The organism is Thermacetogenium phaeum DSM 12270 (genome assembly GCF_000305935.1).
Taxonomy (GTDB): Bacteria; Bacillota; DSM-12270; order Thermacetogeniales; family Thermacetogeniaceae; genus Thermacetogenium; species Thermacetogenium phaeum.
This window is the reverse complement of the sequence record NC_018870.1, coordinates 582,223-605,549: the sequence shown is the minus strand read 5'-3', so window position 1 is coordinate 605,549 and position 23,327 is coordinate 582,223. Positions and strand designations below refer to the sequence as shown.

Annotated in this window: 22 protein-coding genes and 1 other annotated feature; of the genes, 1 reads left to right on the top strand and 21 read right to left on the bottom strand. The window is 58.7% G+C overall.

From position 1 onward, the window contains the following. Positions 1 to 74 precede the first annotated feature (74 nt). From TPH_RS02950 to flgL, 15 genes are all read right to left on the bottom strand, one after another. Positions 75 to 1,073, bottom strand: a complete 999-nt coding sequence (locus tag TPH_RS02950; protein ID WP_015049738.1) for a deoxyguanosinetriphosphate triphosphohydrolase — start codon at positions 1,071 to 1,073, stop codon at positions 75 to 77. A gap of 26 nt (positions 1,074 to 1,099) precedes the next feature. Then, positions 1,100 to 1,699: a flavodoxin family protein gene (locus tag TPH_RS02945; RefSeq protein WP_015049737.1), complete on the bottom strand. Its 600-nt coding sequence runs from the start codon at positions 1,697 to 1,699 to the stop codon at positions 1,100 to 1,102. A 216-nt stretch (positions 1,700 to 1,915) separates the two neighbouring features. Beyond that, a complete protein-coding gene (locus tag TPH_RS02940; RefSeq protein WP_028991118.1) occupies positions 1,916 to 2,107 on the bottom strand; it encodes a DUF6366 family protein in 192 nt (63 codons plus the stop codon). Between the two features lie 439 nt (positions 2,108 to 2,546). After that, complete coding sequence (ppdK, locus tag TPH_RS02935; RefSeq protein ID WP_015049736.1) at positions 2,547 to 5,207, bottom strand: pyruvate, phosphate dikinase; 2,661 nt, start codon at positions 5,205 to 5,207, stop codon at positions 2,547 to 2,549. Continuing rightward, a complete protein-coding gene (locus TPH_RS02930) occupies positions 5,200 to 6,021 on the bottom strand; it encodes a pyruvate, water dikinase regulatory protein (RefSeq protein ID WP_015049735.1) in 822 nt (273 codons plus the stop codon). Before TPH_RS02930 ends, ppdK begins: the two co-directional genes overlap by 8 nt. A 20-nt stretch (positions 6,022 to 6,041) precedes the next feature. Further along, entirely contained in the window at positions 6,042 to 6,689 is a 648-nt protein-coding gene (locus TPH_RS02925) for a helix-turn-helix transcriptional regulator (RefSeq protein ID WP_015049734.1), read from the bottom strand. A 181-nt stretch (positions 6,690 to 6,870) separates the two neighbouring features. Next, positions 6,871 to 8,943, bottom strand: coding sequence for a glycine--tRNA ligase subunit beta (gene glyS / locus TPH_RS02920; RefSeq protein ID WP_015049733.1), 2,073 nt, complete (start codon positions 8,941 to 8,943; stop codon positions 6,871 to 6,873). A 3-nt stretch (positions 8,944 to 8,946) separates the two neighbouring features. Further along, positions 8,947 to 9,891, bottom strand: coding sequence for a glycine--tRNA ligase subunit alpha (gene glyQ, locus TPH_RS02915; RefSeq protein ID WP_015049732.1), 945 nt, complete (start codon positions 9,889 to 9,891; stop codon positions 8,947 to 8,949). Positions 9,892 to 9,944: 53 nt separating this feature from the next. Next, positions 9,945 to 10,158, bottom strand: a binding site (T-box leader). Positions 10,159 to 10,235: 77 nt separating this feature from the next. Beyond that, positions 10,236 to 10,652 carry a DUF4342 domain-containing protein gene (locus TPH_RS02910; RefSeq protein WP_015049731.1) on the bottom strand — a complete coding sequence of 139 codons (417 nt, stop codon included), beginning with the start codon at positions 10,650 to 10,652 and terminating at the stop codon, positions 10,236 to 10,238. A gap of 46 nt (positions 10,653 to 10,698) precedes the next feature. Next, positions 10,699 to 11,484, bottom strand: a complete 786-nt coding sequence (recO, locus tag TPH_RS02905) for a DNA repair protein RecO (RefSeq protein ID WP_015049730.1) — start codon at positions 11,482 to 11,484, stop codon at positions 10,699 to 10,701. 277 nt (positions 11,485 to 11,761) lie between these two features. Then, entirely contained in the window at positions 11,762 to 13,627 is a 1,866-nt protein-coding gene (cooS, locus tag TPH_RS02900) for an anaerobic carbon-monoxide dehydrogenase catalytic subunit (RefSeq protein WP_015049729.1), read from the bottom strand. Positions 13,628 to 13,866: 239 nt separating this feature from the next. After that, the gene (locus TPH_RS02895; RefSeq protein ID WP_015049728.1) at positions 13,867 to 14,355 is read right to left on the bottom strand and encodes a 4Fe-4S dicluster domain-containing protein; all 489 of its coding nucleotides are present in this window, start codon (positions 14,353 to 14,355) and stop codon (positions 13,867 to 13,869) included. Between the two features lie 254 nt (positions 14,356 to 14,609). Further along, positions 14,610 to 14,894, bottom strand: coding sequence for a carbon storage regulator CsrA (csrA, locus tag TPH_RS16430; RefSeq protein WP_015049727.1), 285 nt, complete (start codon positions 14,892 to 14,894; stop codon positions 14,610 to 14,612). Between the two features lie 10 nt (positions 14,895 to 14,904). After that, a complete protein-coding gene (gene fliW / locus TPH_RS02885; protein ID WP_015049726.1) occupies positions 14,905 to 15,366 on the bottom strand; it encodes a flagellar assembly protein FliW in 462 nt (153 codons plus the stop codon). A gap of 112 nt (positions 15,367 to 15,478) precedes the next feature. Then, entirely contained in the window at positions 15,479 to 16,381 is a 903-nt protein-coding gene (flgL, locus tag TPH_RS02880; protein ID WP_015049725.1) for a flagellar hook-associated protein FlgL, read from the bottom strand. A gap of 294 nt (positions 16,382 to 16,675) precedes the next feature. Here flgL and TPH_RS02875 point away from each other — a divergent pair, with 294 nt between their 5' ends. Next, positions 16,676 to 17,254 carry a cyclodeaminase/cyclohydrolase family protein gene (locus tag TPH_RS02875; protein ID WP_015049724.1) on the top strand — a complete coding sequence of 193 codons (579 nt, stop codon included), beginning with the start codon at positions 16,676 to 16,678 and terminating at the stop codon, positions 17,252 to 17,254. A 124-nt stretch (positions 17,255 to 17,378) separates the two neighbouring features. On the opposite strand, the gene flgK is transcribed toward TPH_RS02875, so the two are convergent. The 6 genes from flgK to bzaD all read right to left on the bottom strand — a co-directional run bounded on the left by flgK (position 17,379) and on the right by bzaD (position 23,325). Beyond that, positions 17,379 to 18,872, bottom strand: a complete 1,494-nt coding sequence (flgK, locus tag TPH_RS02870) for a flagellar hook-associated protein FlgK (RefSeq protein WP_408033286.1) — start codon at positions 18,870 to 18,872, stop codon at positions 17,379 to 17,381. 25 nt (positions 18,873 to 18,897) lie between these two features. After that, positions 18,898 to 19,401 carry a hypothetical protein gene (locus TPH_RS02865; protein WP_015049722.1) on the bottom strand — a complete coding sequence of 168 codons (504 nt, stop codon included), beginning with the start codon at positions 19,399 to 19,401 and terminating at the stop codon, positions 18,898 to 18,900. A gap of 36 nt (positions 19,402 to 19,437) precedes the next feature. Beyond that, positions 19,438 to 19,755 (bottom strand): flagellar biosynthesis anti-sigma factor FlgM, encoded by a 318-nt coding sequence (gene flgM, locus TPH_RS02860; protein WP_015049721.1) that lies wholly within the window; start codon positions 19,753 to 19,755, stop codon positions 19,438 to 19,440. A 191-nt stretch (positions 19,756 to 19,946) separates the two neighbouring features. After that, positions 19,947 to 20,420, bottom strand: a complete 474-nt coding sequence (locus TPH_RS02855; RefSeq protein ID WP_015049720.1) for a flagellar protein YvyF — start codon at positions 20,418 to 20,420, stop codon at positions 19,947 to 19,949. Positions 20,421 to 20,486: 66 nt separating this feature from the next. Then, entirely contained in the window at positions 20,487 to 21,998 is a 1,512-nt protein-coding gene (locus TPH_RS02850) for a B12-binding domain-containing radical SAM protein (RefSeq protein WP_015049719.1), read from the bottom strand. Next, positions 21,955 to 23,325, bottom strand: a complete 1,371-nt coding sequence (gene bzaD, locus TPH_RS02845) for a B12 lower ligand biosynthesis radical SAM protein BzaD (RefSeq protein WP_015049718.1) — start codon at positions 23,323 to 23,325, stop codon at positions 21,955 to 21,957. Before bzaD ends, TPH_RS02850 begins: the two co-directional genes overlap by 44 nt. Between the last annotated feature and the right edge of the window lie 2 nt (positions 23,326 to 23,327).

The window sequence follows — 23,327 nt, the reverse complement described above, 5'->3', positions numbered from 1 at the left end:
GAGCCCCCAGCTCTCAATAATCGAGACCCTATTAAATTCTCTTCCCGGAAGTAATTTTCCTGCTCCGCTTAAAATCATGTTGCCCAGGCAGAAGGTATGAACAGCCTTTCAAAGGTCTTCATGGCAAAACGGTCGGTCATCCCCGCGATATAGTCCACAACACATCTTTCCAGCCCCTCGGAATCGCACCTCCGCTGGAGTTCCTCAGAGAGGAAATGGGGGTTCTCCAGATAAAACTCATACAGAATTTTAATAATTCGACGCGCCTTCGATTCTTCCTTCTTGGCCGCCGACCCGATGTAAACCCTTTCAAAAAGAAAGCTGCGCAGTTTGTCTGTGGCCTCCTGGACGGCGTCGCTCATCCGGATCACCGGCTTTCCCCGGCTCTCAGAGATGATGTCCATCACCATGGTGTTAATCCTCGTCTTATGCCGGTTGCCGAGAAGGCGGACACAGTCCGGAGGGAGGTCGTCCTCCGAAATGATCCCCGCTCTGATGGCATCGTCGATATCATGGTTGATATAGGAAATCCGGTCGGCTTTTCTGACGATCTGCCCCTCCAGGGTGGCAGGAGGCTCCGGCCCTGTGTGATGGAGGATGCCGTCGCGCACCTCCCAGGTCAGGTTGAGGCCGCCATCCCCTTCGAGCACGTCGACCACCCGCAGGCTCTGCTCATTATGGCGAAAACCGGGAGGGTACACCTCGTTTAAGGCATACTCCCCTGAATGTCCAAAAGGGGTATGCCCAAGGTCATGCCCCAGAGCAATGGCCTCGGTAAGGTCCTCGTTCAATCCGAGGGCGCGGGCTATCGTCCGGGAGATCTGGGCCACCTCCAGGGTGTGTGTGCTCCGCGTGCGGTAATGATCCCCTTCCGGGGCGATAAAGACCTGGGTTTTATGTTTGAGGCGGCGGAAGGCCTTCGAGTGGATAATCCGGTCGCGGTCGCGCTGAAAAGCCGTTCTGACGGGGCAGGGTTCCTCAGGCCGAAGGCGCCCCCGCGTCCTGCTGCTCAGGGTGGCATAGGGCGCAAGGTAGGCCTCCTCTCGCGCCTCAATCTCCTCTCTGATGCACACTTTATCTCCCACAGGCACCATCCCCGCTAGCGCAAACGCAAATCAGCGGTAACCCCCGCCACCTGAACAACACGCCTCCCGAGGATGCGAGCCCTTCTGCGCCCGTTGTCATCCTCGCCGGCAGGCTGCTGGGCGCAGGCACCGTGGTGGCCGCAGTCAAACTCCCGCAAACCGCCCCCAACGACGATCATCCCGTGGACAAGCATGATGTCGTGGATGGCCCTGAGGGCTGTTTCCTGGCCGCCGAAGCGCGCCCCCGCCACGGTGATCCCCCCGCCAACCACGTTGAGCAGGGCCTTTTCCCTGCGCAGCACCCTCGTCTTATCCCAAAAGGCCTTCAGCTGTCCGGAAACGGTTCCGAAGTAGACGGGGCTGCCAACGATGATCCCATCGGCGCGGCGCATGATTTCAAAGGCCTCCCCTAACCTCTTCCCTTCACCACAACTTCCATCGCAGGGGGAGGTGCAAAGCTCACAGAAAGGGGAATCGAGCTCCGCGATGATCTCTGCGACCTGCAGCAGCTGCGTTTCCGCCCCCATCTCCGCGGCCGCCGCCAGGGACTCCCGCAAGAGAAAGGAGGTATTCCCGTTGCGGTTTGGGCTGCCGTTAATCCCCAAAATCAACATCTTCTTCACCTCCTGCCTTTCGCTAAGAACGAATACTTTAAATAGTATATACTCCTTTTGCGGCAGATGTTCCTTCAGGATGAATTAAATTCCAGCTTTAAATTCCTAGAGCAAAAGGAGGCAATCCCCCGGATTGCCCCACACCAGCCATCTTCTTTGGCACCCGCTTTCTAAAGGCCGGTCCCCTTGATGAATATGATTAAAACCAGAAAATCATCAAGTTAGAAGCAACAAAGTTCCAATAATTAAAATTATAGCTGTAGTGATTATCCTGGTAAGACAGCCTCCTTTTGTTAAACCCGCCAAGTCACCTACCATTGAGCGGTTTATGGAATCCGCCAAATTAATCATGGGATTCTTTTTATATTCTTCTATTTGGCGTCGATCCTGTTCATCTCTACCATCCATAATTTCACATCTCCCTTATTAAAAGTCCAGTATATCGTATTTTATCAATACTGTTCTTTTTTGTATACTGCTCCAGATAATCTTAACAAGCAATTGCAGCCGGCACTGATTTTAATCCTCTAATGTCACTCGGTTGCTCATTCCTGCTAGCCAAACTCATTAAAATAAGAAAGGGTACTGTCTCTGAAAGTCACTTTTAAGACAATACCCTTCTCGTGACCTCCTCCCACTCCTAAAGGGGTGGGCTTCCTCTTTCATCGAGGGATGACTCCCTCTCTGGAGGCTTGACTTCGGACTGGTCCGGCCCTAGAGCTTGTGCTAGAAATATTATACTACAGGGCCGCCTTTCATCCCACCCTTAAAAGGGTGGGCTTCCCCGGCGGGAGATCGTAACGCTTTCTAACCCTTGAAGTATAAGCTCCAGAAAGCTATGTCGATACTACTTCTTTCGTTTGGCTGACCTCGGATTTTTAACCTGGGCCTGAGCAGCAGCCAGCCGGGCAACGGGCACCCTGAAAGGTGAACAGCTCACATAATCCAGCCCTGCCAGGTGGCAGAACTCGATGGAATCGGGGTCCCCGCCGTGTTCTCCGCAGATCCCCACCACCAGCTTGGGGTTGGCGCCGCGGCCCAATTCAACACCCATCTTCACCAGCTTGCCCACACCATCCCTGTCGAGCACGGCGAAGGGGTTGTCAGGCAGGATCTTCTTCTCAATATACTGGGGGATGAACTTCCCTTCGGCATCATCCCGGCTGAAGCCGAAGGTGGTCTGCGTCAGGTCATTGGTGCCGAAGGAGAAGAAGTCAGCATGTTTGCCTATTTCATCCGCCAGCAGGCAGGCGCGCGGCAGCTCGATCATGGTGCCGATGGGGATCTCCAGCCGGACGCCCGTCTCCTCCTCAACCTGCCGGATAACCTCCATACAGAGGCCGCGCATAATTTCCAGCTCTTTGGGAGACATTACCAAGGGGATCATGATCTCGGCCACAGGATTGTAGCCCTCTTTTTTCAACTGCACTGCGGCCTGAACGATGGCCCGCACCTGCATGGCGTAAATCTCCGGGGTGGTAACCGCCAGGCGGCACCCCCGGTGTCCGAGCATGGGGTTGAATTCCTGCAGACTGCGGGCTTTTTTCAGGAGCTCCTCCTTAGCCGCTATTTCTTCGGAGGCCCCACCGCTCAACTTCAGGGTGTTCACCTCTACGGCCAGTTCCTCGACTTTGGGAAGGAATTCGTGGAGAGGCGGGTCGAGCAGCCTGATGATAACCGGGAGGCCGTCCATGGCTTTGAGGATGCCGTAAAAATCCTCCTGCTGCACCGGAAGGAGCTTGGCCAGGGCCTCTCCCCTCTCCTCGGCGCTTCTGGCCAGGATCATCCTCTGCACGATGGGAAGCCTGTCCTGGGACATAAACATGTGTTCGGTCCGGCAAAGCCCGATCCCTTCGGCGCCGAAATCCCTGGCGCGCCGGGCATCGTCCGGGGTGTCGGCATTGGCAAGCACCCCGAGTTTTCTGATCTCATCGGCCCACCGCAGCAGCAGGCGCAGCTCCTCCCCCAGCTCCGGCGAGATGAGAGGAACCGCTCCCATAATCACCTTCCCGGTGCTCCCGTCAATGGTGATCAGATCCCCCTCGCCAATCACCAGGTCACCGACGGTCATCCTCTTCTCCCGGTAGTCGATACTCAGCGCTTCGCAGCCACAGACGCAGGGCTTCCCCATACCGCGGGCGACAACCGCGGCGTGGCTGGTCATTCCGCCCCTGCTGGTCAGCACCCCCTGGGCAGCGACGACGCCGTGGATGTCATCGGGGGTGGTCTCCAGGCGGACGAGGATCACCTTCTCCCCTTCATTCCCCCTGCGCTCCGCCTCATCGGCATCGAATACCACTGCTCCGCAGGCGGCACCCGGGGAGGCGGGCAGGCCCGTAGCGATCACCCGGATTTCTGCCCTCGGGTCGAGGCGCTTGTGCAATACCTGATTCAGCTGAGCCGGCTCCACCCTCATGACGGCTTCCTCTTTGGAAATCAAGCCTTCCTTCACCATGTCGACGGCCACCTTAACGGCGGCGGCAGCCGTCCGCTTGGCGGAGCGGGTCTGCAGGATGTAGAGCTTCCCCTTCTCGATGGTGAATTCGATGTCCTGCATGTCCCGGTAGTGCTTTTCCAACAGTGAACAGGTCTTCTGAAACTGCTCGTAAGCCCCGGGCATTTCCTCCTGCAGCCTGGCAATAGGGTGAGGCGTTCGGATACCGGCCACGACATCTTCACCCTGGGCGTTAACCAGGTACTCCCCGTAAAGGGTGCTCTCCCCTGTTGCCGGGTCGCGGGTAAAGGCAACACCGGTTCCGCTGTTATCCCCCATGTTGCCGAAGACCATGGTCTGAACGTTAACGGCGGTCCCCAGGTCATCGGGAATACGGTTCACCTTCCGGTAGACTTGGGCGCGGGGGTTGTTCCAGGACTCAAAAACCGCCCGCACCGCCCTGTTCAACTGTTCAAAGGGGTCCTGGGGGAATTCTTCCCTGACCTTCTCTCTGATGAGATTCTTATACTCCTTGATGATCTCCTTTAAGTGTTCCGGTTTAAGCTCATGGTCGTATCTTGCCCGGTGCTGCTTCTTGTGCTTTTCCAGGATGCTCTCGAACCCGTTGAAATCCACGTGGAGAACGATGTCGCCGAACATCTGAATAAAGCGGCGGTAACAGTCGAGGGCAAAGCGCTCGTCCCCGGTGACCCCGGATAAGGCGCGAACCGTCCGGTCATTGAGGCCGAGATTTAAAACAGTATCCATCATTCCGGGCATGGAGACCTTGGCTCCGGAGCGCACCGACACCAGCAACGGGTTTTCCAGGCCACCGAAGGTCTTTCCCGTCTTCTCTTCCAAAACTTTCAGGGCATCCCGAATCTGTTCCTCCAACCCATCGGGGAACCTCCCGGTGGCGCTGTACTCATTGCAGGCTTCGGTTGTAATGGTGAAACCGGGCGGAACGGGGAGACCCAGATTGGTCATCTCCGCCAAACCGGCCCCCTTGCCTCCGAGGAGATCCCTCATCGAGGCATTTCCCTCTTCGAAAAGGTAAACATACTTCCTACCCAACTTCTCGCTCCCCCTTATAATAAATTTCCAACACCTTGCTTGCTGTTTCCTCAACCGCCTTATTGGTAACGTCGATAACCGGGCAGCCCAGCTGAGCCATCAGCCGGTCGGCATAGGCGATCTCCTTCCGGATCCGCTCCATGCTGGCATATTCCGCATCGGCTGCCAGCCCCAGCGCCTTCAGACGCTCCCTCCGGATCTCATTGAGCGGCTGGGGCTCAATGGTAAGTCCGATAATCTTCCGGGATGGAATCTTGAAGAGTTCGGCGGGCGGCTCGACTTCGGGCACAAGGGGAACATTGGCGGCTTTGATCTTTTTATGGGCCAGGTACATGCAAACAGGGGTCTTGGAGGTACGGGAAACGCCGATGAGGACGACATCGGCATACAACAGCCCGCGCGGGTCCTTACCGTCGTCATACTTGACCGCAAATTCGATGGCCTCCACCCGGCGAAAGTACTGATCATCCAGTCGGTGGAGCAGCCCGGCCTCCATCTTCGGAGGCTCTGCAATGACCTTGGTAAGGGCTTCCAGCATCGGACCCATGATGTCGACCGCAGGTATCTTGTGGCTCTGCGCCAGCTTCTCCAGCTCCTCCTTGAGCCCAGGGATCACCAGAGTATAGGCAATGACGCTCACGGTGCCGCTTGCCTCTTCCACAACCTCCCGCAGCGTCTCTTTGTCGTTCACGTAAGGAACACGCCGGATTTCAAACTTGCGGTCGGCATTAAACTGGCTGGCAGCCGCCCGTGCCACGAATTCTGCGGTTTCCCCCAGAGAATCGGAGATAACGTAGATTACCGGACTTTCCATAAAACTCCTCCTTTCAAGGCTTACCTTTTCTCCCCCAACTCTACGAAGACCCGTGCAACAGTTGTTTTTGTGAACCTTCCGGTGACTTTCAGCCTTTCTTTCTTATCATCCTGTGGGACCACTTCTACCACCGGGAGAGCATCCACCTCATGTTCCACGAGCTTGCGCGCCGCTTCGTACACGGACTCCTCCCCGGAAACGGTGACCACGTTGGGTACCCTGGTCATCACTACCTGCACGGGAATCTTGTGAATGTCCCCTTGCCCCAGGGTCACCTTGAGAAGATCTTTGCGCGAAACGGCACCCTCCAGGCAGCCCTCCTCATTGACGATGAAAATCGTTCCCACATCTTCGGTAAACAGGGTAACAATGGTATCGTAGACCGAGGTATCCCCCTTAACAACAACGGGGACCGACTTGACATCGTTCACCTTTAAGTGGCGGATCTCTTCTGCTATCAGCATGTAAGGAGTTTTTCCGGTATAGAAATAACCGACTCTGGGGCGGGCCTCCAGCAGTCCTGCCATAGTCAGTACAGCGAGATCGGGGCGCAAAGTGGCACGCCGCACGTTGAGCATCTTGGCGATTTTCTCCCCCGTAATAGGAGTATTCTTTTTTACAATTTCTATGATCTGCTCCTGGCGCGGCGTCAGTTCGATAGAGAACACCCTCTTTCTCCCGCAATGACCGGGGCTACCCTCGAGCAAGGGGGCAGACCCGGTTTGCTTTATTAATATTATTTTATAATAAAATCTGTCATTCTGATCCCTGTAAATTAAAATAATGTGCCATACTATTATCGGATTACGCCGTATTATAACGAATTCCTTCCCCTTTTAGGCAAACTTTTTAACTCGATCTGACGATTTTGTCCAGGTCTCCCAGCATCCTCAGGGTTGCGGCGATATCCTTGAGGATCCCCAGGCGGTTTTTCCGCAGGGCTTCGTCCTCCACCATCACCATCACCCTGTCGAAGAAGCGGTCGAGGTGCTCGGTCAGCCGGGCTCCCGTGAGCAGTGCTTCCCTGTACTTCCCCCCGGCGACCAGGCACAGCAGATCATCCTTGATCCGCAGCCAGCTATCATAGAGCTCTCTCTCCTCGGGCTCCCGGAAAAGCCCGGGGTCCACCTCTCTCCCCTCACCCTGACGGGCAAGGCGGGATGCCCTCGTGTAGGCCGTCAAGAGAGAATCCATCTCCGGCTCCTGCCGCACCGCCGCCAACGCCTCCAGCCGTCCCCGCACGGCCTGGATGCGGTCGGAGGAGGGCCCGAGGGCGGCATCTACGAGGTCGTAAGGGTACCCCCTGTCCAGGTAGAGGCCGCGCAGGCGCACCCGGAAGAACTCCTCCAGCCTGTCCTCAACCTCTGCCAGGGAATACCGCAGCTCCATCCCCTGATAATTCTCGTAAGCACGGGCAACGAGCTCCCGCAGGGAAAAGTCAAACCCCTGGGAGAGGGCGATGTGCAGGATCCCCAGGGCCTGCCTCCGCAGAGCGTAAGGATCCTGGGAGCCGCTGGGCTCCAGACCGAGGGCAAAACAGCCCACCAGCCCGTCTATCTTATCGGCGATGGCCACCACCGCACCAGGCTTCGTCTGGGGCAGCTCATCACCGGCAAAGCGCGGCCGGTAGTGCTCCTCGATGGCCCGGCAGACCTCTTCCCTTTCCCCGCCGGCCCGGGCATAATACCCTCCCATGATCCCCTGCAGTTCGGGAAACTCGAAGACCATGCTGGTGACCAGGTCGGCCTTGGAGAGGTAAGCCGCCCTTTCTGCGGTCTCCCTCTGGCCCTCCGTCAGCCCCAATACCCCGCAGAGGTAGCGGCTCAGGGAGACCAGGCGCTGCACCCTGTCGTAAACCGTTCCCAGGCCCTCCAGGTAGACGACCTTCTTGAGCTTCTCTATCTTCTTTTCCAGGGGTGTGCGCAGGTCTTCCTGATAAAAGAATTCGGCATCCTGGAGACGGGCGCGTAAGACCTTTTCATTCCCCCGGCGAACGAGTTCCCTGTCCACAGGCCCGTTGGCAAAGGCGATGAAGCGGGGCAGGAGCCTCCCGTTCTCATCCCAGACGGGAAAGTAGCGTTGGTGCTCTTTCATGGGAGTGATCACCACCTCCGGAGGCAGCCTCAAAAAGCGGGGATCGAATTCCCCCACGATCGGCAGAGGGCTCTCCACCAGGTGGGTTACCTCCTCGAGCAGGTCGTCATCGGGAACCACCCGGCCGCCGAGCCTCCCCGCTTCCACATCCAGCGCTTCCCGGATCATCTCCTTGCGCCTCTCCTGGCTCACAACGATGGATGCTTCCTGCATCCTTTCAAAGTAATCATCGGTATTCCGGAGTTCGATGGGACCGGGATGAAAATTGCGCAGCCCATAAGTTACCCGCCCGGGGCGCAGGCCGCCCAGTTCGAAGTCCACCACCTCGTCACCCAGGATGCTGACCAGCCAGCGTATCGGGCGTATGAACCGGAAGTCCAGGTTGCCCCAGCGCATGGGGCGGGGGAAGGAAAGGCCGCCGATGAGGGCGGGAATCTGCTCCCTCAACACCTCTGCAGTGGGCCTCCCCTGGATGCGCTTGCGGGCGAAAACGTACTCCCCGGCGGGCGTCGCCCGGACCACCAGATCGGAGACCGCAACACCCTGGCCACGGGCGAAGCCATGGGCGGCCTTAGTCGGCTGTCCGGCCTCGTCGAAGGCCGCTCTACGGGGAGGCCCCTTGACCTCCTCCACCAGGTCGGTCTGCACTCCGGCGATCCCTTTAACGAGAAGGGTAATCCTGCGGGGTGTAGAATAAACCCTGACTTCTTCAAAAGCGATCCTGTTTTCCCGCAGCATTTTTTCCGCCAGTTCCCGGAACTGGGCTAAAACCGGGCCCGCCAGGCGGGCCGGGAGCTCTTCCACTCCGATCTCCAGCAGATAATCCATTTCCTATGCCCTCTCCTTTCCGGCAGTCGTTGTGTTCTCCAAAAGCGGCAGGCCGAGGCGCTCCCTTTCCGCCGCGTCCTTCAACAGGGGGTAACCCAGCCGGCGGCGCTGTTCCAGGTAGACCTGGGCGCAGAGGCGCGCCAGGTGCCGCACCCTTCCTATATAGGAGGTGCGCTCCGAAACACTCAACGCCCCCCGGGCATCCAAAAGGTTGAAGGTATGGGAGCACTTTAAAACGTAGTCATAGGCGGGCTGGGCCAGGCCTTTTTCGGACAGCCGCACCGCCTCCCTCTCATACATTTCGAAAAGGGTGAAGAGCATCTCGGTGTCGGCCTCCTCGAAATTGTAGCGGGAATAGTCCACCTCGCTCTGGTGGTGGATGTCCCCGTAGGTAACGCCATCGGTCCAGACGACATCAAAGACGCTGTCCACCTGCTGGATGTACATGGCGATCCGCTCTATCCCGTAGGTGATCTCGGCGCTCACCGGGTGGCAGTCGATCCCTCCGAACTGCTGGAAGTAGGTGAACTGGGTGATTTCCATGCCGTCCAGCCAGACTTCCCAGCCCAGCCCCCAAGCGCCCAGCGTAGGGGACTCCCAATTGTCCTCGACAAAGCGGACGTCGTGGGACTTAATGTCGATACCCAGAAAGGAAAGGCTCTTGAGGTAGAGATCGATGACATCGTCCGGCGAGGGTTTGAGGATCACCTGGTACTGATAATAATGCTGAAGCCTGTTCGGGTTCTCTCCGTAGCGCCCGTCTGTGGGGCGGCGCGACGGTTCCACATAGGCCACATTCCACGGCTCGGGTCCCAGCGCCCGAAGGGCGGTGGCCGGGTTCATGGTTCCGGCTCCCTTCTCTACATCATAAGGCTGCTGGATGACGCAGTAACGGCTCCAGTAGTCGGTCAGTCCCATAACTATCTCCTGAAAGGTCCAGATGGCCACAGAAAAAACCCCCTCAGTATAAAATAAAACCCGCCCCACGCAGCAAAATCGGCTACAGGGACGGGATTTCCCGCGGTTCCACCCTGTTTGGCGCTTAAACCCTTTAGTTCAAGCGCCCACTCATTATCGGCAGGCTTTACTCCCCCGGCCCGGGGTTTCCTCCTGCAGCTCCGGAGCGCCTTCACCACCCGGTATCGGCCGGCTCGCACCCAACCCGGCTCTCTTGGCGACCCTCAGATGGCTACTACTCCCCTTCATCACCTGTTTTCTCAAATTTATCAATTTGTCCGTTTCCTGTCAAGACGGTTTCTATCCGGCCGGGCAGCACTTCCTTTCGGGTCTTCTCAGGCATCAACAGCACCTTCCCCCGAGCGGTCGCCGCTTTCCTCCGCGGCGACTTCCAGGCTGCAGCCGTTGAGCAGAGCGGTTATCGTTCCCACCGCCCCCAGCACCGCCAGCTCCCCGCTCACCAGCATCCCGACCAGCCCCAGAACTCCGGCGCTGGCCGGGATCTCCAGAAGCGTGCGGTCCCCCCTTTTCAGGCGGAGCCTGCTGGTAGCACTTCTCGCCCACACCGCTTTCAAACGCCCGACCAGCTTCCCGGCCCTTTGCTTCTCCTTCTCCTCCTCCAGCATCACCAGGGCGGAAACGACGTCGCCCCCCGCCCTCTCCAAAGCCTCTTTGGCCTTTTTATAGCTCACGTCCATCCGCTCGCGGATGATATCGACCTTCTCTAAAAGACCGGCAGCAGCCTCATCCATTCGCCTCACCCGCCTTTTTTAAATAATCTTCCCTACCCAGGTCTTTTTATGCCCGGTAAGGCGGTTCCTCTCCGTTGCGAAGAGAAATCAAAAAGTTGCGGGAGCGCGGGTGCACTTCACCGTGATAGGCCAGAAAGCCCTGCAGAAGAGAGGCCAGTTCCCGCAGGCTCCTCCCTCCGAGGCGCGCTCTGATGGCCCGCTCCAGAGGCACCTGCAGGAAATAATTCAGGGCTGCGATGGTCTCCGGCGAAAGGGAGACCTTATCCTTACAGGAGGTGGCACAGGCGGGGCAGAGCAGCCCTCCTTTGGAGATGCTGAACCAGATGGGACCGGGAGCCCCCCCTCCCGACGGCTGCAGGGAATGGTTCCCCTCTACACATCCCGTAAGGCGCGGGCGGTAGCCGAGCAGAGAGAGCAGCTTCAGTTCGAACACCCGGGCGATCAGTTCCGGGTCCCCCTTTTCTAAAGAGCGGAAGGCGGAAAGCAGGAGAAAAAACACCTGGGGGTGGGGCTGGTTGGCTGCGGTGAGGCGGTCTACCAGTTCGGCACAGTAGCTCGCCGTGGCAAAGCGCTCCAAATCCCTTTCCAGATAGAGGAATTCCTCCTCGGCCTCCCCCTGGGAAATCGTGTCCAGGCTCTTTCCAGTATAGAGCACAAGACGGGTATGGCTAAAGAGCTGCACGGCTCCGCGCAGCCGGCTTTTGGGTTTGCGCACCCCCTTGGCAATGGCCGACACCTTACCCGCCTCTTTGGTGAAGAGGGTAAGGATGCGGTCCGCCTCACCGTAGACGCGGCTCCGCAGAACAACGGCATCCGCTTTATAGATCCCCATCAACTTGCGCCTCCTGGGGCAATTATAGCAGATGTTCGTAGAAGGTACAGCAGCTGTAAGCAACCGATCGCCAGCGGCGACCGGGGGCACAGATAAAATAAGGGATAGATACACAGGTTTTATGGCGATCTATCCCTTAAGCTCGTTTAAAATGATCTTAAACTGCCTCCGGTCTCCCGGCCGGCCTGCAAAGCTCTCCGCTACCGGGCAGCGGCCAAATCCCTAACCCCGGCAGTAAAGAGCGGCGACGGGAAACATAAATTATCGTCCGCTTCGATTATCCTTCCAGGCCCAGCGCCTTGCGCCTGGCAGCGATGTGCTCGAGAATCAGGTCCACCGCCTTCTCCGGATCGGTTTCTACTGCAAAGGACGCTCCCAGGACGCTCCGGGCACCTTCTGTTAAGAGCTCCGTCAGCTTCTTTCCGCCCAGCACCGGAGGAATCGAGCCGAGCACAGTGAAGACACCGGAACCCACCACATAGGCCCCTATGGAAACCGCCTTCTCCGACATCCACTCCGGCGCCGCACCGGCCACCGGGAGGTCGCTGATATCCACTCCCAGAGCGTTGGCTATTGCCGCAGCGGTTACCAGGATCCTGCTGATATCCACGCAGGACCCCATGTGCAGAACCGGAGGAATACCCAAGGCCCTGCAGACCGCCCCCAGCCCCGGTCCTGCCTGAGCGGCGGCCTCCGGTAGCAGCAGGCCGGCCTTGGCGCAGGCAATGGCGGCACACCCGGTCTGAACGACCAGGACATCGCTCTTGATGAGTTTTTCGGTCAGGAGAAGGTGTCCCCGGTCATGGGGGATCTTCGGGTTGTTGCAGCCCACAACGGCGGCAATTCCCTTGATCTGCCCCGCCTTGATGGCATCCAGCAAGGGGTTCAGGCTACCGCCCAAAGCCTTGAGAACGGCCTCGACGCTGAACCCCGCCATGTACTCCATTTCCTCCTCCGGGATCCTGACGAACTCCTTCTTCCGGCGGGGGTAATTGTCTACGGCGATTTGCACGATCTTTCTGGCGGTATCGAGGGCGTGATGCTCATCGAAAGGAATGTGCTCCGCTCCTTCAAAGCGCGCCTTCGGGGAGGTGGAAATGATCTTCGTGTGGTAACAGCCGGCGACACCGGTAAGGGCAGGCATCACACACTGGACATCCACCACCATGGCATCAACGGCCCCGGTCACCACTGCCAGCTCCTGCTGGAGAAAGTTGCCGGCCACCGGCACCCCGTGGCGCATCAAAATCTCATTGCCCGTACAGCACATCCCGCAGATGTTGATCCCCGCCGCCCCCTTTTCCCGGGCTGCGGCCAGCAGTTCCTCATCCCGGGCGGCCAGGACGATCATTTCAGAAAGGGTGGGTTCGTGACCATGAACGATGATGTTCACCTGGTCCTCTTTCAAAACGCCGAGATTGCTCCTACCTCTTACAGGTTCAGGGGTGCCGAAGAGAATATCGGAAAACTCGGTGGCGAACATCGACCCACCCCAGCCGTCGCTCAAACCTGTGCGAACCCCGTGCAGAACAAGGTTGACGTAATCGTTGTCGACCCCCATATGCGTCCGGTGCATGCACTCCACGATCTCCCGGTCAATACCGCGAGGGACAATCCCCGCCTTCTGCCAGACTTCCCTCCTCTTCTGCGGTGCCCTCTCCAGAAACTTCAGGGCTCCCTTAACCATCCCGAACTCCTCCATGGCCTCCCGGGCGAGGTCGCGGGCGATCTCCTCCTTGCTCCTCCCCTCAACGGGAATCCCGAACTCGGCGGCCAGGGAGCGCAGCTTCCCCTCATCCTTGATCTGATATCCCTGGGCCTCCCCTGCTGCCGTTTCCCAAAGCGTAGTCACAATGTCCCGCCCGTGATCGGAGTGGGCAGCGGCGCCCGCGGCGATCATCCGCAGCAGGTTGCGGGCGGCAATGGTGTCGGCGGTCGCCCCGCAGATCCCCTCCTCAGGCCCATCGCCGAAGGGGTCGATCCTGCAGGGGCCCATGTTGCAGTTGCGGCAGCAGATCCCCAACAGGCCGAAGCCGCACTGGGGCTGCTGTTTTTCATAACGCTCCCAGGCAGTCTCTATTCCCTCTTGAGCGGCTTTCTTAAGCATCTTTATGGATGCCTGATCGACACTTCTCTCTCCCACAAAACATCCTCCCTTCATCCCATGATTAATTGATTTCCTGCGCTGGTAGATATGCCGGCCTACACCCTTTTTTGGTCCGGCGGAAACGACGCTCCAACCATGCACTTGAAGGAGAAAAATCATGCTTCCGGAATTCAACAAGGAGTGTGAGCGGATCGAGGGGCAAAAGGTCAGTCTGCGGGAAATACTGCGAAAGTCCAAGACGAAAAGCTAAAACCCGACAACACCAAACAGACTACCTACGGCAAACACATCTGCCGGGCTAATTGCAGGCGCTTTCTGCGCTGTGCCTCTTCAGGAGTGATAAAGAGAAGGGCACCGGTAGGACAGGCATCAACACATGCCGGCACCTCCCTGTCCGGGCAGCGGTCACACTTAGCCACAACCTTGCTTCCCGGTAAACGGGTAATGGCTCCGAAAGGACAGGCCAGCTCACAGAAGCCGCACCCGATGCAGCGGTCACGGTTATGCAGCACAGCACCCGTCCTCTCATCCCGGTACATGGCTCCGGTAGGGCAAACGCCGACACAGCCGGCCTCTTCGCAGTGCCGGCAGTTGACGGGAACCGCAGCCGCCCCTACTCCCTGGACGTAAATGCGCTTGCGTGGGGGGGTATCCTCAAAGATTGCGCCGAAGAGCTCCTGCGACAGTGAGTGGGAAACCGCGCACGCCATCTCACAGGACTTGCAGCCTAAACACTTACCCACATCGATCTGTACCTCTTTCAAAGTCTCACCTCCTCGGGAGCTAATCGGAAAGTTGACCCAACGATCTATTTCTCCGCTCTGGGGGAGATCCCTGCTCTCAAGCGGCATTTTTCTTGGAGGCCGCCCGCCTTGCGAAGCCGCAGACGTGCCCCGGCGGCCTTATGACACCGAAACGATGCTTTAAGGCAAGGAAGGCAATGGCCGCGGCCTTAAGGTCTCCTCACCGCAAAGCAAAACCCCGCCTCACTTATTCGAGCCGGGGTTGATCGCCAAATCTAGCGCCTGCTGTCATCCCCTTTTTCCTGTCTGCCGTCCTGCGGCACCTGAAAAAACTCCCCCTCGAGCAACTCCTGCAGGCCCTTCAGAGCACCGCCATCGCTTCCGGCAGCAATGATGTTTTCAGCCCGGATCTGTTCGTAGATTTCCAGGCGGTGCACCGGAAGCTCCTGCGGCGCCTCGACTCCGAGCCGTACCTGATCCCCCTGCACGTCCAGGACGGTTACCTTGACGGTTTCCCCGATCATAATGCTCTGGCCTCTTTTGCGGGCAAGAACCAGCATGAAAGCCCACCTATCTACAGGCGCAACGCCTGGCCGGCTCCGGCACACCGCGGAAGAGCGGATGTTTGGTGCGGTAACCGCTCCCATCCAAGATAACCTGCCGTCCCAGGGCCTTCCTGACGTTGATCACCACAGGGGCAAGAAGATTCGCCGTCATCCCCCGCACCCCGTCGGGAGGAATGGTAACTACCGTCAACAGAGTCGCCTCATCGGGGTGGCCGAGCTGCAGGAATTCACAGTCGGCCTCACTCAAATGCACATCATAATCAGGGAAGAAGATAAAGGGATCGACCATCAAAAAGGCAATTTCGGAGTCATCTAAGGCCTGCAACCAGACAAAAAGGTTATTTTCCGGCACCGGAACGAAAAAGTACCTCTGCAAATGGGGGAAGCCGACCATACCCTGCGGGAAAGTCAGCAGGCGTTCCCGGTCGACATCCAGGACGCCGAAGCGCGCCGTTTTTACCTGCATCTTTCTTCTCCTCACTTTTCCGACGAAGATCTTCCGGCCTTCCAGAGCCCCTTAAGGCTTGCGGCTGCCCTCCTTCGGCCACCGCCGGCTGCTTTCCGGCTCACTTCATCCTTCATCTCAGGAAATCGATCAGCGTCGGCATAATGATCCTGGCGCCTGCCGCCAGAGTGACCCGGTAAGCATTCTCCCGGTTCTTGAGGTCGATGATGGCGCGGGCGATGTCCGCATCCTCCGCCCGGGAGAGGAGATCCGTCTGCTCGAACCCGGTCTGCTCCAGGCGTGCCAGGGACATCTCCAGCCGGTTGACCCTGGCTCCGATTTCCCCTCTGGTGGAGATGAAGCTGTCGAGGACCCGATCGATCTCCCCGATCATAGAGGATATATCGGAACCCGTTTTGCCGGAATCGCCCAGCAAACCGGCCAGCTCATCGAGCACCTGAATTGCTCCCTTTACCGTTTGGCCTTCTGAAGTTTGCTTCTCCCAGAAAAGCTCCATTCCCGGGATATTTACCTGCATCTCCACTTTGGGAGCGATCGCAAACTTGATTTCACCACCATTGCCCTGCCAGGTACTACCATCATAAGGAGTTTTATGCGTCTTCGTCCCGCCGAAAATATACCGGTCCCCGTAAACGGAGTTGGCGATCGTGCCGAGCTGCTCTTTTAATTGTTCAACCTCTTTTTTCAGGGCATCTCGCGACTCCTGCGGCAGGGTGTCGGTCGCCCCCTGAACGGCCAGATCCCGTGCCCGCTGGAGAACCTCAATGGCGCCGGCCAGCGCCCCCTCCGTCACCTCCAGCCAGCTCAGGGCATCCTGAATGTTGCTCTGATACTGAACGGTTTCGCCCAGCCCGGCGCGCAGGCCCATGGCGATGACGGCCCGCACCGGGTCATCCGAGGGGCGCCGGATCTCCCTTCCGGAGGCCAGGCGGTCCTGGGCGCGCTCCAGTTCACTGAGGTTGGTGTGGATGCACCTGAGCAGGTTGTTGCTTATCATCTGATTAGTGACCCGCAAGAGCTCCCCCTCACTTCGACGAATTTTTTATCTTACTATTTTTATCGTCACCAGGATCAAAATATTAAAGGCCGTTTTCCGTAATATTCCCCGGATTTCACCCTGTAAACGGCGTCTGCGCTTCTAAAATGGCCAAAACTGCCTCCAGTAGCAGCAACATCCGGCGCCGGCCGTCCTTAGAGATCAAAATCTTGGGGAGGAATTCGCCTCATCGTTCACGAATGTAAAAAAGGCCAAAAGGTTAAGGGCTGAAATTGAAGCCTGATAACAGCTCTTTAAAAAGAAGGGATTCCAGTGGATGAGGTGCCTTTAATCAAAAACTTGCCTCTGTCGGACTACTTCACCAGACTGGCGGAGGACTCCCTCTATCCGAGCGCCGGTTCCTCCGCCGCCATGACCGCCGCCCATGCCGCGGCCCTCTTCGCCATGTTCTGCCGGGTGAACCTGCGCAAGGCCGAAGAAAGCAGAGCGGATCTCCCCGGCAACGGGGAGGGGGCTGAAAAGAGGGTAGACTTCTGGAAGGGGATGCTGAAAAAAGCGCTGGCACTGACAAAGCGCTCCTTCGCCCTGGCGCAGGAGGACGGGTTTGCCATCAGGGATTTCGTGGAGGGAAACCCCCTGGGGCCCTTCCGGATGATCGAGGTGCCCCTGAAGATCGCCCGCTGCGCCGCCGAGATAGCGGCAGCGATCCACCGGGCTTTTCCCGAGTCCTATCCCCCGGTGCGCGCCGATGCCGAAACCGCCCGCTGCCTGGCGGAAGGAAGCAAAAAAGCGGCACTGGCAGTAGCCCGGTACAATCTCCCGCTGCTGCCCGACGCCGCCGACCGCCTAACTTATGTCAACCAGATCGAGGAGCTGGAAAAGGATGATTAACGCCCTGCCGGACAATTCATGCTGCCGGAACGTCCGCAGGTTCTGAGGAGGCCGGCCATCTGCCCGGCCTCCTGGAGGCGGCATTGAGGCCGGAGAGGGTAAAAGCCTCCTTTAACTCGAGTTATCAGCGACCGACAACTCCCATGCGGTTGATGATGATCTCCAGCATCTCGTCCAGTGCGGTGATCAGGCGGGAGGCGGCGCTGTAGGCGTGCTGGAATTTGATCATATTGATCATCTCCTCATCGAGGGAGACTCCGGAGACCGCCTGGCGGCTGTTCTCCAGCTGGGAGACCAGCAGCTCCTGATTCTCCTTCATCCGCACCGCCTGCTGGGCGTCCACGCCCAGCACGCCGATCATCGAGCGGTAATAGTCGTCGAAGGTGGTCCCCAGCCCATCAATGGTTTGGTGCTTCAACCCGGCCAGGTCGAGGGCATTGCTGCCGTCGCCGGTATCCCAAGTATACCATATATTACTGATTTCTATCTTGTTCTCGTAGAGTTTTGGATCATCTGTGATTTCAACAAAAACAGCTGCTGCAAGCTTCAACGGGTCTTCAACAATATCCTCATTTATACCGATATTCCCGGCAGTAATACCGTCGCCTGTATTATCATCCTTATTAATAAAAAAGTTCATTCCTGTGTCACCGTTCACTCCCGCACCCTGACGGTGGATCTCATTAAATTTTATTGCAAACTCAGCGGCCAGATTATCCAACTTCTCCCTAAGATCGGGAATATAATCATCGCGCATATCCAACAGCCCACCCAGGTAGCCCCCGTCGACGGCGGCCTCCCGCCCCTTCGGCGTTTCCCAAACCACGTCGTAGACACCGGGATCGTTCTCAACGGCCAGCCTGTTGAGCTGTGCGCCCTCCACCAGCGGGCAGCCCCCGAGGGTGACCGTGAATACACCGCGCCCGTCCTCCTGGACCTGCACGGGAACGATCTTCGCCAACTGGTCGACCAGGAGGTCGCGCCTGTCGCGCAAGTCGTTGGCCCGCGCCCCCATGACCTCGATCTTTAAAATCTGCTGGTTCAAATCGGCGATCTGCCGCCCTAAAGAATTGATTTCGTCCACCTTGATCTTGACGGTGGCGTTGATGTCCTGCTGGAGTTCCTGCAAACGGGAATCGAGGTGGTTGAAGGTCTCCGTCAGCGTCTGGGCGCGCTCCAGCACCAAAGAACGGGCTGCCAGGCTCTCGGGGTTTTTGCTCAACTCCTCCAGTGACTGCCAGAAGAGCTCAAAGACGGACTGCAGGCCGCTTTCAGAGGGTTCGTTGAAGATCCCTTCAATCTTGTTCAGATTCTCCTGGCGCGCCTCCCAATAACCCAAACTTATGCTTTCATTGCGTATCTGAAGGTCGATGAAGCCGTCCCGCAAGCGCCGGATGGCGGTTATCTCCACACCCGTCCCCAACTGCCCGGCTCCCGACGGCATGTTGAGCGAGGGCACAGGGATTGGATCAGCAGCAGCCATCACCGCCTCCTGGCGGGTATAGCCCGGCGTGTTGGCGTTGGCCACATTATGGGCGGTCACATCAAGGGCGCGCTGCTGGGCTTGCAGACCGCGCCGGCCGATCTCCAGGCCGAAAAAAATAGAGCTCACCGTCATCCCTCCAGACCTTTTTCCTGCGCCGCTATGCCTGCCGGTCGAAGCGGCTTCTCCTCGCGAGCACCTTTTCAACCTCTTCCCTATTACCCACCTGCCGGTAGGTTTCACCCTCCGCGCACCTCCGGAGAAGGGGCAGAGCGGAACCCACATAGGCCATCAGGCCCTGCAAAAGCAGCCCGTTTTTCCGGTTTAGGTCCTGCAACTCCTCCAGCGCCGCCCGCAGGCGGACACTGCCGGAGACCTTCCCTGCGGCGTCAGAAGAACCCCCTGCGGAGGTTCCGCCTGAAAAGAGAGGGACTCGCTCCGCCAGAGCACTTAACCCGGGCAACAGAGAAGCCTCCTCCTTTTGAATCCGCTCCAGCTCCCCAACGCCTTGCTCGCCCATCAAACCGGCCAGCAGGAGGTTGCGTTTCTTTAAGGCGAGTTCTCTCAAGCGGGCGCAGAGCCGTTCTCCCTCTTCGATGAAAGCGGCAGGATCTTCCCGCAAGTTCGCCCTGCCGCTCCCCTGAGGAGCCTGCAAACCGGACATCGCTTCCTTACCCTTTCTCTCGGAGCCGGTCACGGCTTAAAGATCGCCCGCCGGGCGCTCCAGCATCCTGGCGGCAACATCCTCAGGTGCCACCCGGTAATCACCTTTGGCCAGAGCATCCCTGATCTCCCGGACGCGGTCCTCCCTGATTTCCGGAGCCGCCAGCACCGCCTCCTTGATCTTCCGGTAATCGAGCGCCTGCGGGGACAGCTCGGCCCGGTCAAGCCCCTGTTCACCTTGCGGCTCCACCGCCTCTTCCTTTTGCTGCTGCCTTTTCAGGCCCTGCGGCCGCTCCGCGCTCTGCGTTCCGTAAAGGCGCAGCGCCACCTCCATCTGTTCGCCGGAAATGTTCAAAGCCCTTCCCCTCCTTACAAGGGCTGAAACTCCGTAATTTGCTCCGCCGGCGGCAGCAACAGCCGCCGGATACCGGAACGTGACGGTTAAAACCACTTACAATACTCTATTCGTCAATAAACAGAAAAACTTGAGATTCATATGAAGCCAAGTTCTGCCCATACACCTCAAAAAAGGAGAAATACGACAGTTTACCGGTCACTTGCGCGGCTTAGCCCGGCCGTATGCATCCGGGCTTTCTTCCAACCCTGGGGCCGTTCTTCCTCCCCGGCCATCGGCTTCGGAGACACCGCAGAACTCCCCTTTAAGGAATTCGCCAGAATCGCCCGGCAACTCGCACAGTAACGCCCGCTGTCGATCGGTTTCCCGCAGCGCTCACACTCCAGCAGACACGCCTTCCCTCTGACTATGAGCCTCCCCTCCCTGAGCAGTGAAATTATTTTCTCCTCAGGGACTTCGGTAGCGTCGCTGATCTCTTTTATTGTCGCCCCCCCTGGCCCGTCGAGATACTCCTGAATCCTCTTTACGTATTCGTCTTCGAGAGCAGCACATTCCGGGCATAGATTACGGGAAAGGAAGGCGAACAATTTTCCGCATTCCGGACAATTCCTCAATTCCATAGCGATCCCCCCCGGCACGCCATCATTCGGCAGAAAACGCTCCATCCACCTCCAGTATAACAAGAGGCGGGCGGTTGAACAAGATAAGGAAAAATGCCCACCCGGTATTTCTCAACCCTCCGGTATCCCCGCCAGCAGCCCGGCCAGGTGAAGCTCGTGCCTCTTCACAAAGGCATCCCTTTCCGCCTCCTGCAGGCATCCCCCCGCTTCAAGGGTGGAAAGGATGGTTTCAAAACACTCCACCAGGTGAGCGTTAGCCCGCCTGAAGATCTCCGGGGCCTCCGGGGGCGGCTGCACCCTGCCGCTCCAGACCCCCGACAGGCGGGTGAACAGGAAATTGGTGAGGCCCCTCATCACCTCCGCCAGGCAGGCGACCCCGTCGTTTTCGTAGACCGCCGTTCCTTCATAGGGATTGTCCGAAATCCTCAGACGCCCGCTTCTATCCAGCTCCCGGTAGGCGGGGGTGCCTTTCAAGACGATCTGGTGGTGGTAGAGCACGTTGGCGGTGATCTCCAGCTTTTCCAGCAGCCGGTTTCTCTTGAGAAACTCGAAATTGGCCCGTACATCCTCCAGGGTGGAGTCGGGCTCGAACATGATAAAGCCGACGTTGGGCTCGATGCCGTGCTTCCTGAGGATCCGCAGGGCAGCTTCGTTCTGGGCGACGGTGGTTCTCTTGTTCATCCTCTGCAGGGACTCGTCCCGGCCGCTCTCCAGCCCGATCAGGATGCTCCGCAGGCCGGCGGCGACAAGCGCCCCGATGGTTTCGTCACGGATGTCGTTCACCCGGGCCTCGATGCCGAAGCGGACCCCCCGGTCTTTAAGGAGAGAAGCCAGGCGCAGCGCCCTCTTCTGGCCGCGCTCCCCGGGGCCGAAGAAATTGGGATCGGTGAAGTAGAAATCCCTTTTTCCCCATTTTTCCAGGATCTTGTCGATCTCGGCGGCGATATTCTCCGGGCTGCGCCCCCGCCAGTGCGAACCCTGCCCGTAGAAGGGGTTGATGTAGCAGAAGGTGCACCCCCCGTAGCACCCCCGGCTCCCCTGGAGGTTCACCTCGGGAAGCCGCATCATGGCCGGGGTGCGCACCGGGAAGGGGAGCCGGTCCAGGTCCTTTACCGGCTCGCGTCTGGTGCACCTGATTCCTCCGTCCGCATCCCTCACGGCAAGGCCGGGAATCCCCCCGATCTCCCCACCCCGGGCAAGCCGCCCCGCCAGCTCCGCGAAGGTGAGCTCCGGCTCTCCCACCACCACCGCATCCACCGCCGTGCACTCCCTTAAGACGGCATCAAAGGCAAAGGTGGGGTAATAGCCGTACACCGCGATGTAGGGGACGGCCCCGGAGGCCTTCAGGCCCTCCAGAAAGTCGAACAGCAGCCGGTCCCTCTGCCACTGGTAGACCATGTGGACCCCCAGCAGGCCGGGAACGGCATCCCCGATCCTCCTCCCGATCTCTTCGTAAGATAGGTGATCCAGGTAGCCCTCCACGATCTCCACCTCATGCCCCGCCTCCTGCAGCACCCCGGCCGTGTATCCCGTCAGGAGGCAGGAGGCAAGGGGGGTATTGGCGATGTCGTTGCACCTCTCAGGCACGACCGCCCTGGGGTGTTCCAGCAACACTACCCTCATTTTCGGCATGTACCCCCTTCCACATGAATACATTCCGGTAGAGGCTGAGCGTCTCCAGCCGGTACCTCAAGGTGTCAAAAGGTTTGGGATTGTAATAGACGGGGTAAAGCAGGTCGGTGTCGGGCCCGATCACCCCTTCCGCCCTGGCGATCCTTTCGATCCCGGTGCCGGGCAGAATCCGGATGTTGTTCAGGACCACGGTCCCCAGGTTTTTCCCGGAGGCGTGCAGGTCGTAGATCCGTTCCAGCATTTCGATCCCCCTCCGGCAGGTCTCTTCGGTTTCTCCGGGCACGTTGACCATGAAGTGGTAGACGCTGAGGGCCTCCCTTCTGGCCGCCAGGCCGGCAGCCCGCAAAATGTCCGCCTCGGTCAGCTGCTTCCCCAGCACCTCCAGCGCCTCCTGGCACAGGCCGTCCGGGGAAAAAGAGAAGCACTCGCAGCCGGCCGCTTCGAAGAGGACGATGTTCTCCTCGTTCAGGTGGTCCTCCCGGAAAAAGCCGTCCCACCGCACCTCCAGCTTTCTTCTCAGGATCTCCCGACAGATCTCCTCGAGGTGGCCCGGGGGGATGTTCAGCACCGGATCGGTGAAATGAAAGCTCCGGATCCCGAATTCCTTATGCAGGAATTCGATCTCATCCACCACCGAGGCGGCGGAGCGGCAGCGCAGCCTGCGGCCCTGGAGCTGCGGGTAAACGCAGTATGTACAGGCAAAGGGGCAGCCACGCTTGGTTTCGACCCCGATGGCGGGGACATAGCTGTTGATGCCGGCATAAGGAGCGGGGTCCCACAGCCTCCGGTCCGGCGGCGTATAGCCGGCCATATCAAAATCCCGATCCGGCGCCATCATATATACCGAACCGTTATCCCGGTAGCAGAGCCCCGGAAGCGGCGGCGGACTGTCGAGGGAGGCCAACAGGGCAGGGAATGACCTCTCCCCCTCCCCTACAATCCCGTAGTCCAGCTCCGGCACCTCCCGCATAATCCGCTCCGGGAAAAGGGAAAAACCGGTGCCCCCGGCGATCAGCCGGGCATCGGGAAGAAGTGCGGCCACCATCCTGGCGGTGACGATAAACTGGGGAATGAGGGAGCTGGTTTTGTTCCCCAGGGGATCGATATTTCTTAAAGAAAGCCCGACCACCTCCGGCCGGAAGTCCAGGAGCTTCTCCTGAAGCTGCCCGAAGGGGTCAGGATGCAGGTTCATATCCAGAATCTGCACCTCGTGGCCGGCGGCGCGCAGGTGTCCCGCCAGGGAAACGATCCCGATGGGATAAACCTTTTCGGCGCTGAAAACCTCCACGGAGGGGGTCTGAACAAGCAACAGGCGCACGG

Bases quoted from the DNA above. Each gene is read 5' to 3' on its own strand.
- TPH_RS02945 (WP_015049737.1), bottom strand. From the start codon at position 1,699: ATGTTGATTTTGGGGATTAACGGCAGCCCAAACCGCAACGGGAATACC.
- TPH_RS02940 (WP_028991118.1), bottom strand. From the start codon at position 2,107: ATGGATGGTAGAGATGAACAGGATCGACGCCAAATAGAAGAATATAAA.
- TPH_RS02930 (WP_015049735.1), bottom strand. From the start codon at position 6,021: ATGGAAAGTCCGGTAATCTACGTTATCTCCGATTCTCTGGGGGAAACC.
- glyS (WP_015049733.1), bottom strand. From the start codon at position 8,943: ATGGATTATCTGCTGGAGATCGGAGTGGAAGAGCTCCCGGCCCGCCTG.
- TPH_RS02910 (WP_015049731.1), bottom strand. From the start codon at position 10,652: ATGGATGAGGCTGCTGCCGGTCTTTTAGAGAAGGTCGATATCATCCGC.
- recO (WP_015049730.1), bottom strand. From the start codon at position 11,484: ATGGGGATCTATAAAGCGGATGCCGTTGTTCTGCGGAGCCGCGTCTAC.
- csrA (WP_015049727.1), bottom strand. From the start codon at position 14,894: ATGCTGGTTCTTGCCCGCAAAAGAGGCCAGAGCATTATGATCGGGGAA.
- fliW (WP_015049726.1), bottom strand. From the start codon at position 15,366: ATGCAGGTAAAAACGGCGCGCTTCGGCGTCCTGGATGTCGACCGGGAA.
- flgK (WP_408033286.1), bottom strand. From the start codon at position 18,872: ATGACGGTGAGCTCTATTTTTTTCGGCCTGGAGATCGGCCGGCGCGGT.
- TPH_RS02865 (WP_015049722.1), bottom strand. From the start codon at position 19,401: ATGTCCGGTTTGCAGGCTCCTCAGGGGAGCGGCAGGGCGAACTTGCGG.
- TPH_RS02855 (WP_015049720.1), bottom strand. From the start codon at position 20,420: ATGGAGCGTTTTCTGCCGAATGATGGCGTGCCGGGGGGGATCGCTATG.
- TPH_RS02850 (WP_015049719.1), bottom strand. From the start codon at position 21,998: ATGAGGGTAGTGTTGCTGGAACACCCCAGGGCGGTCGTGCCTGAGAGG.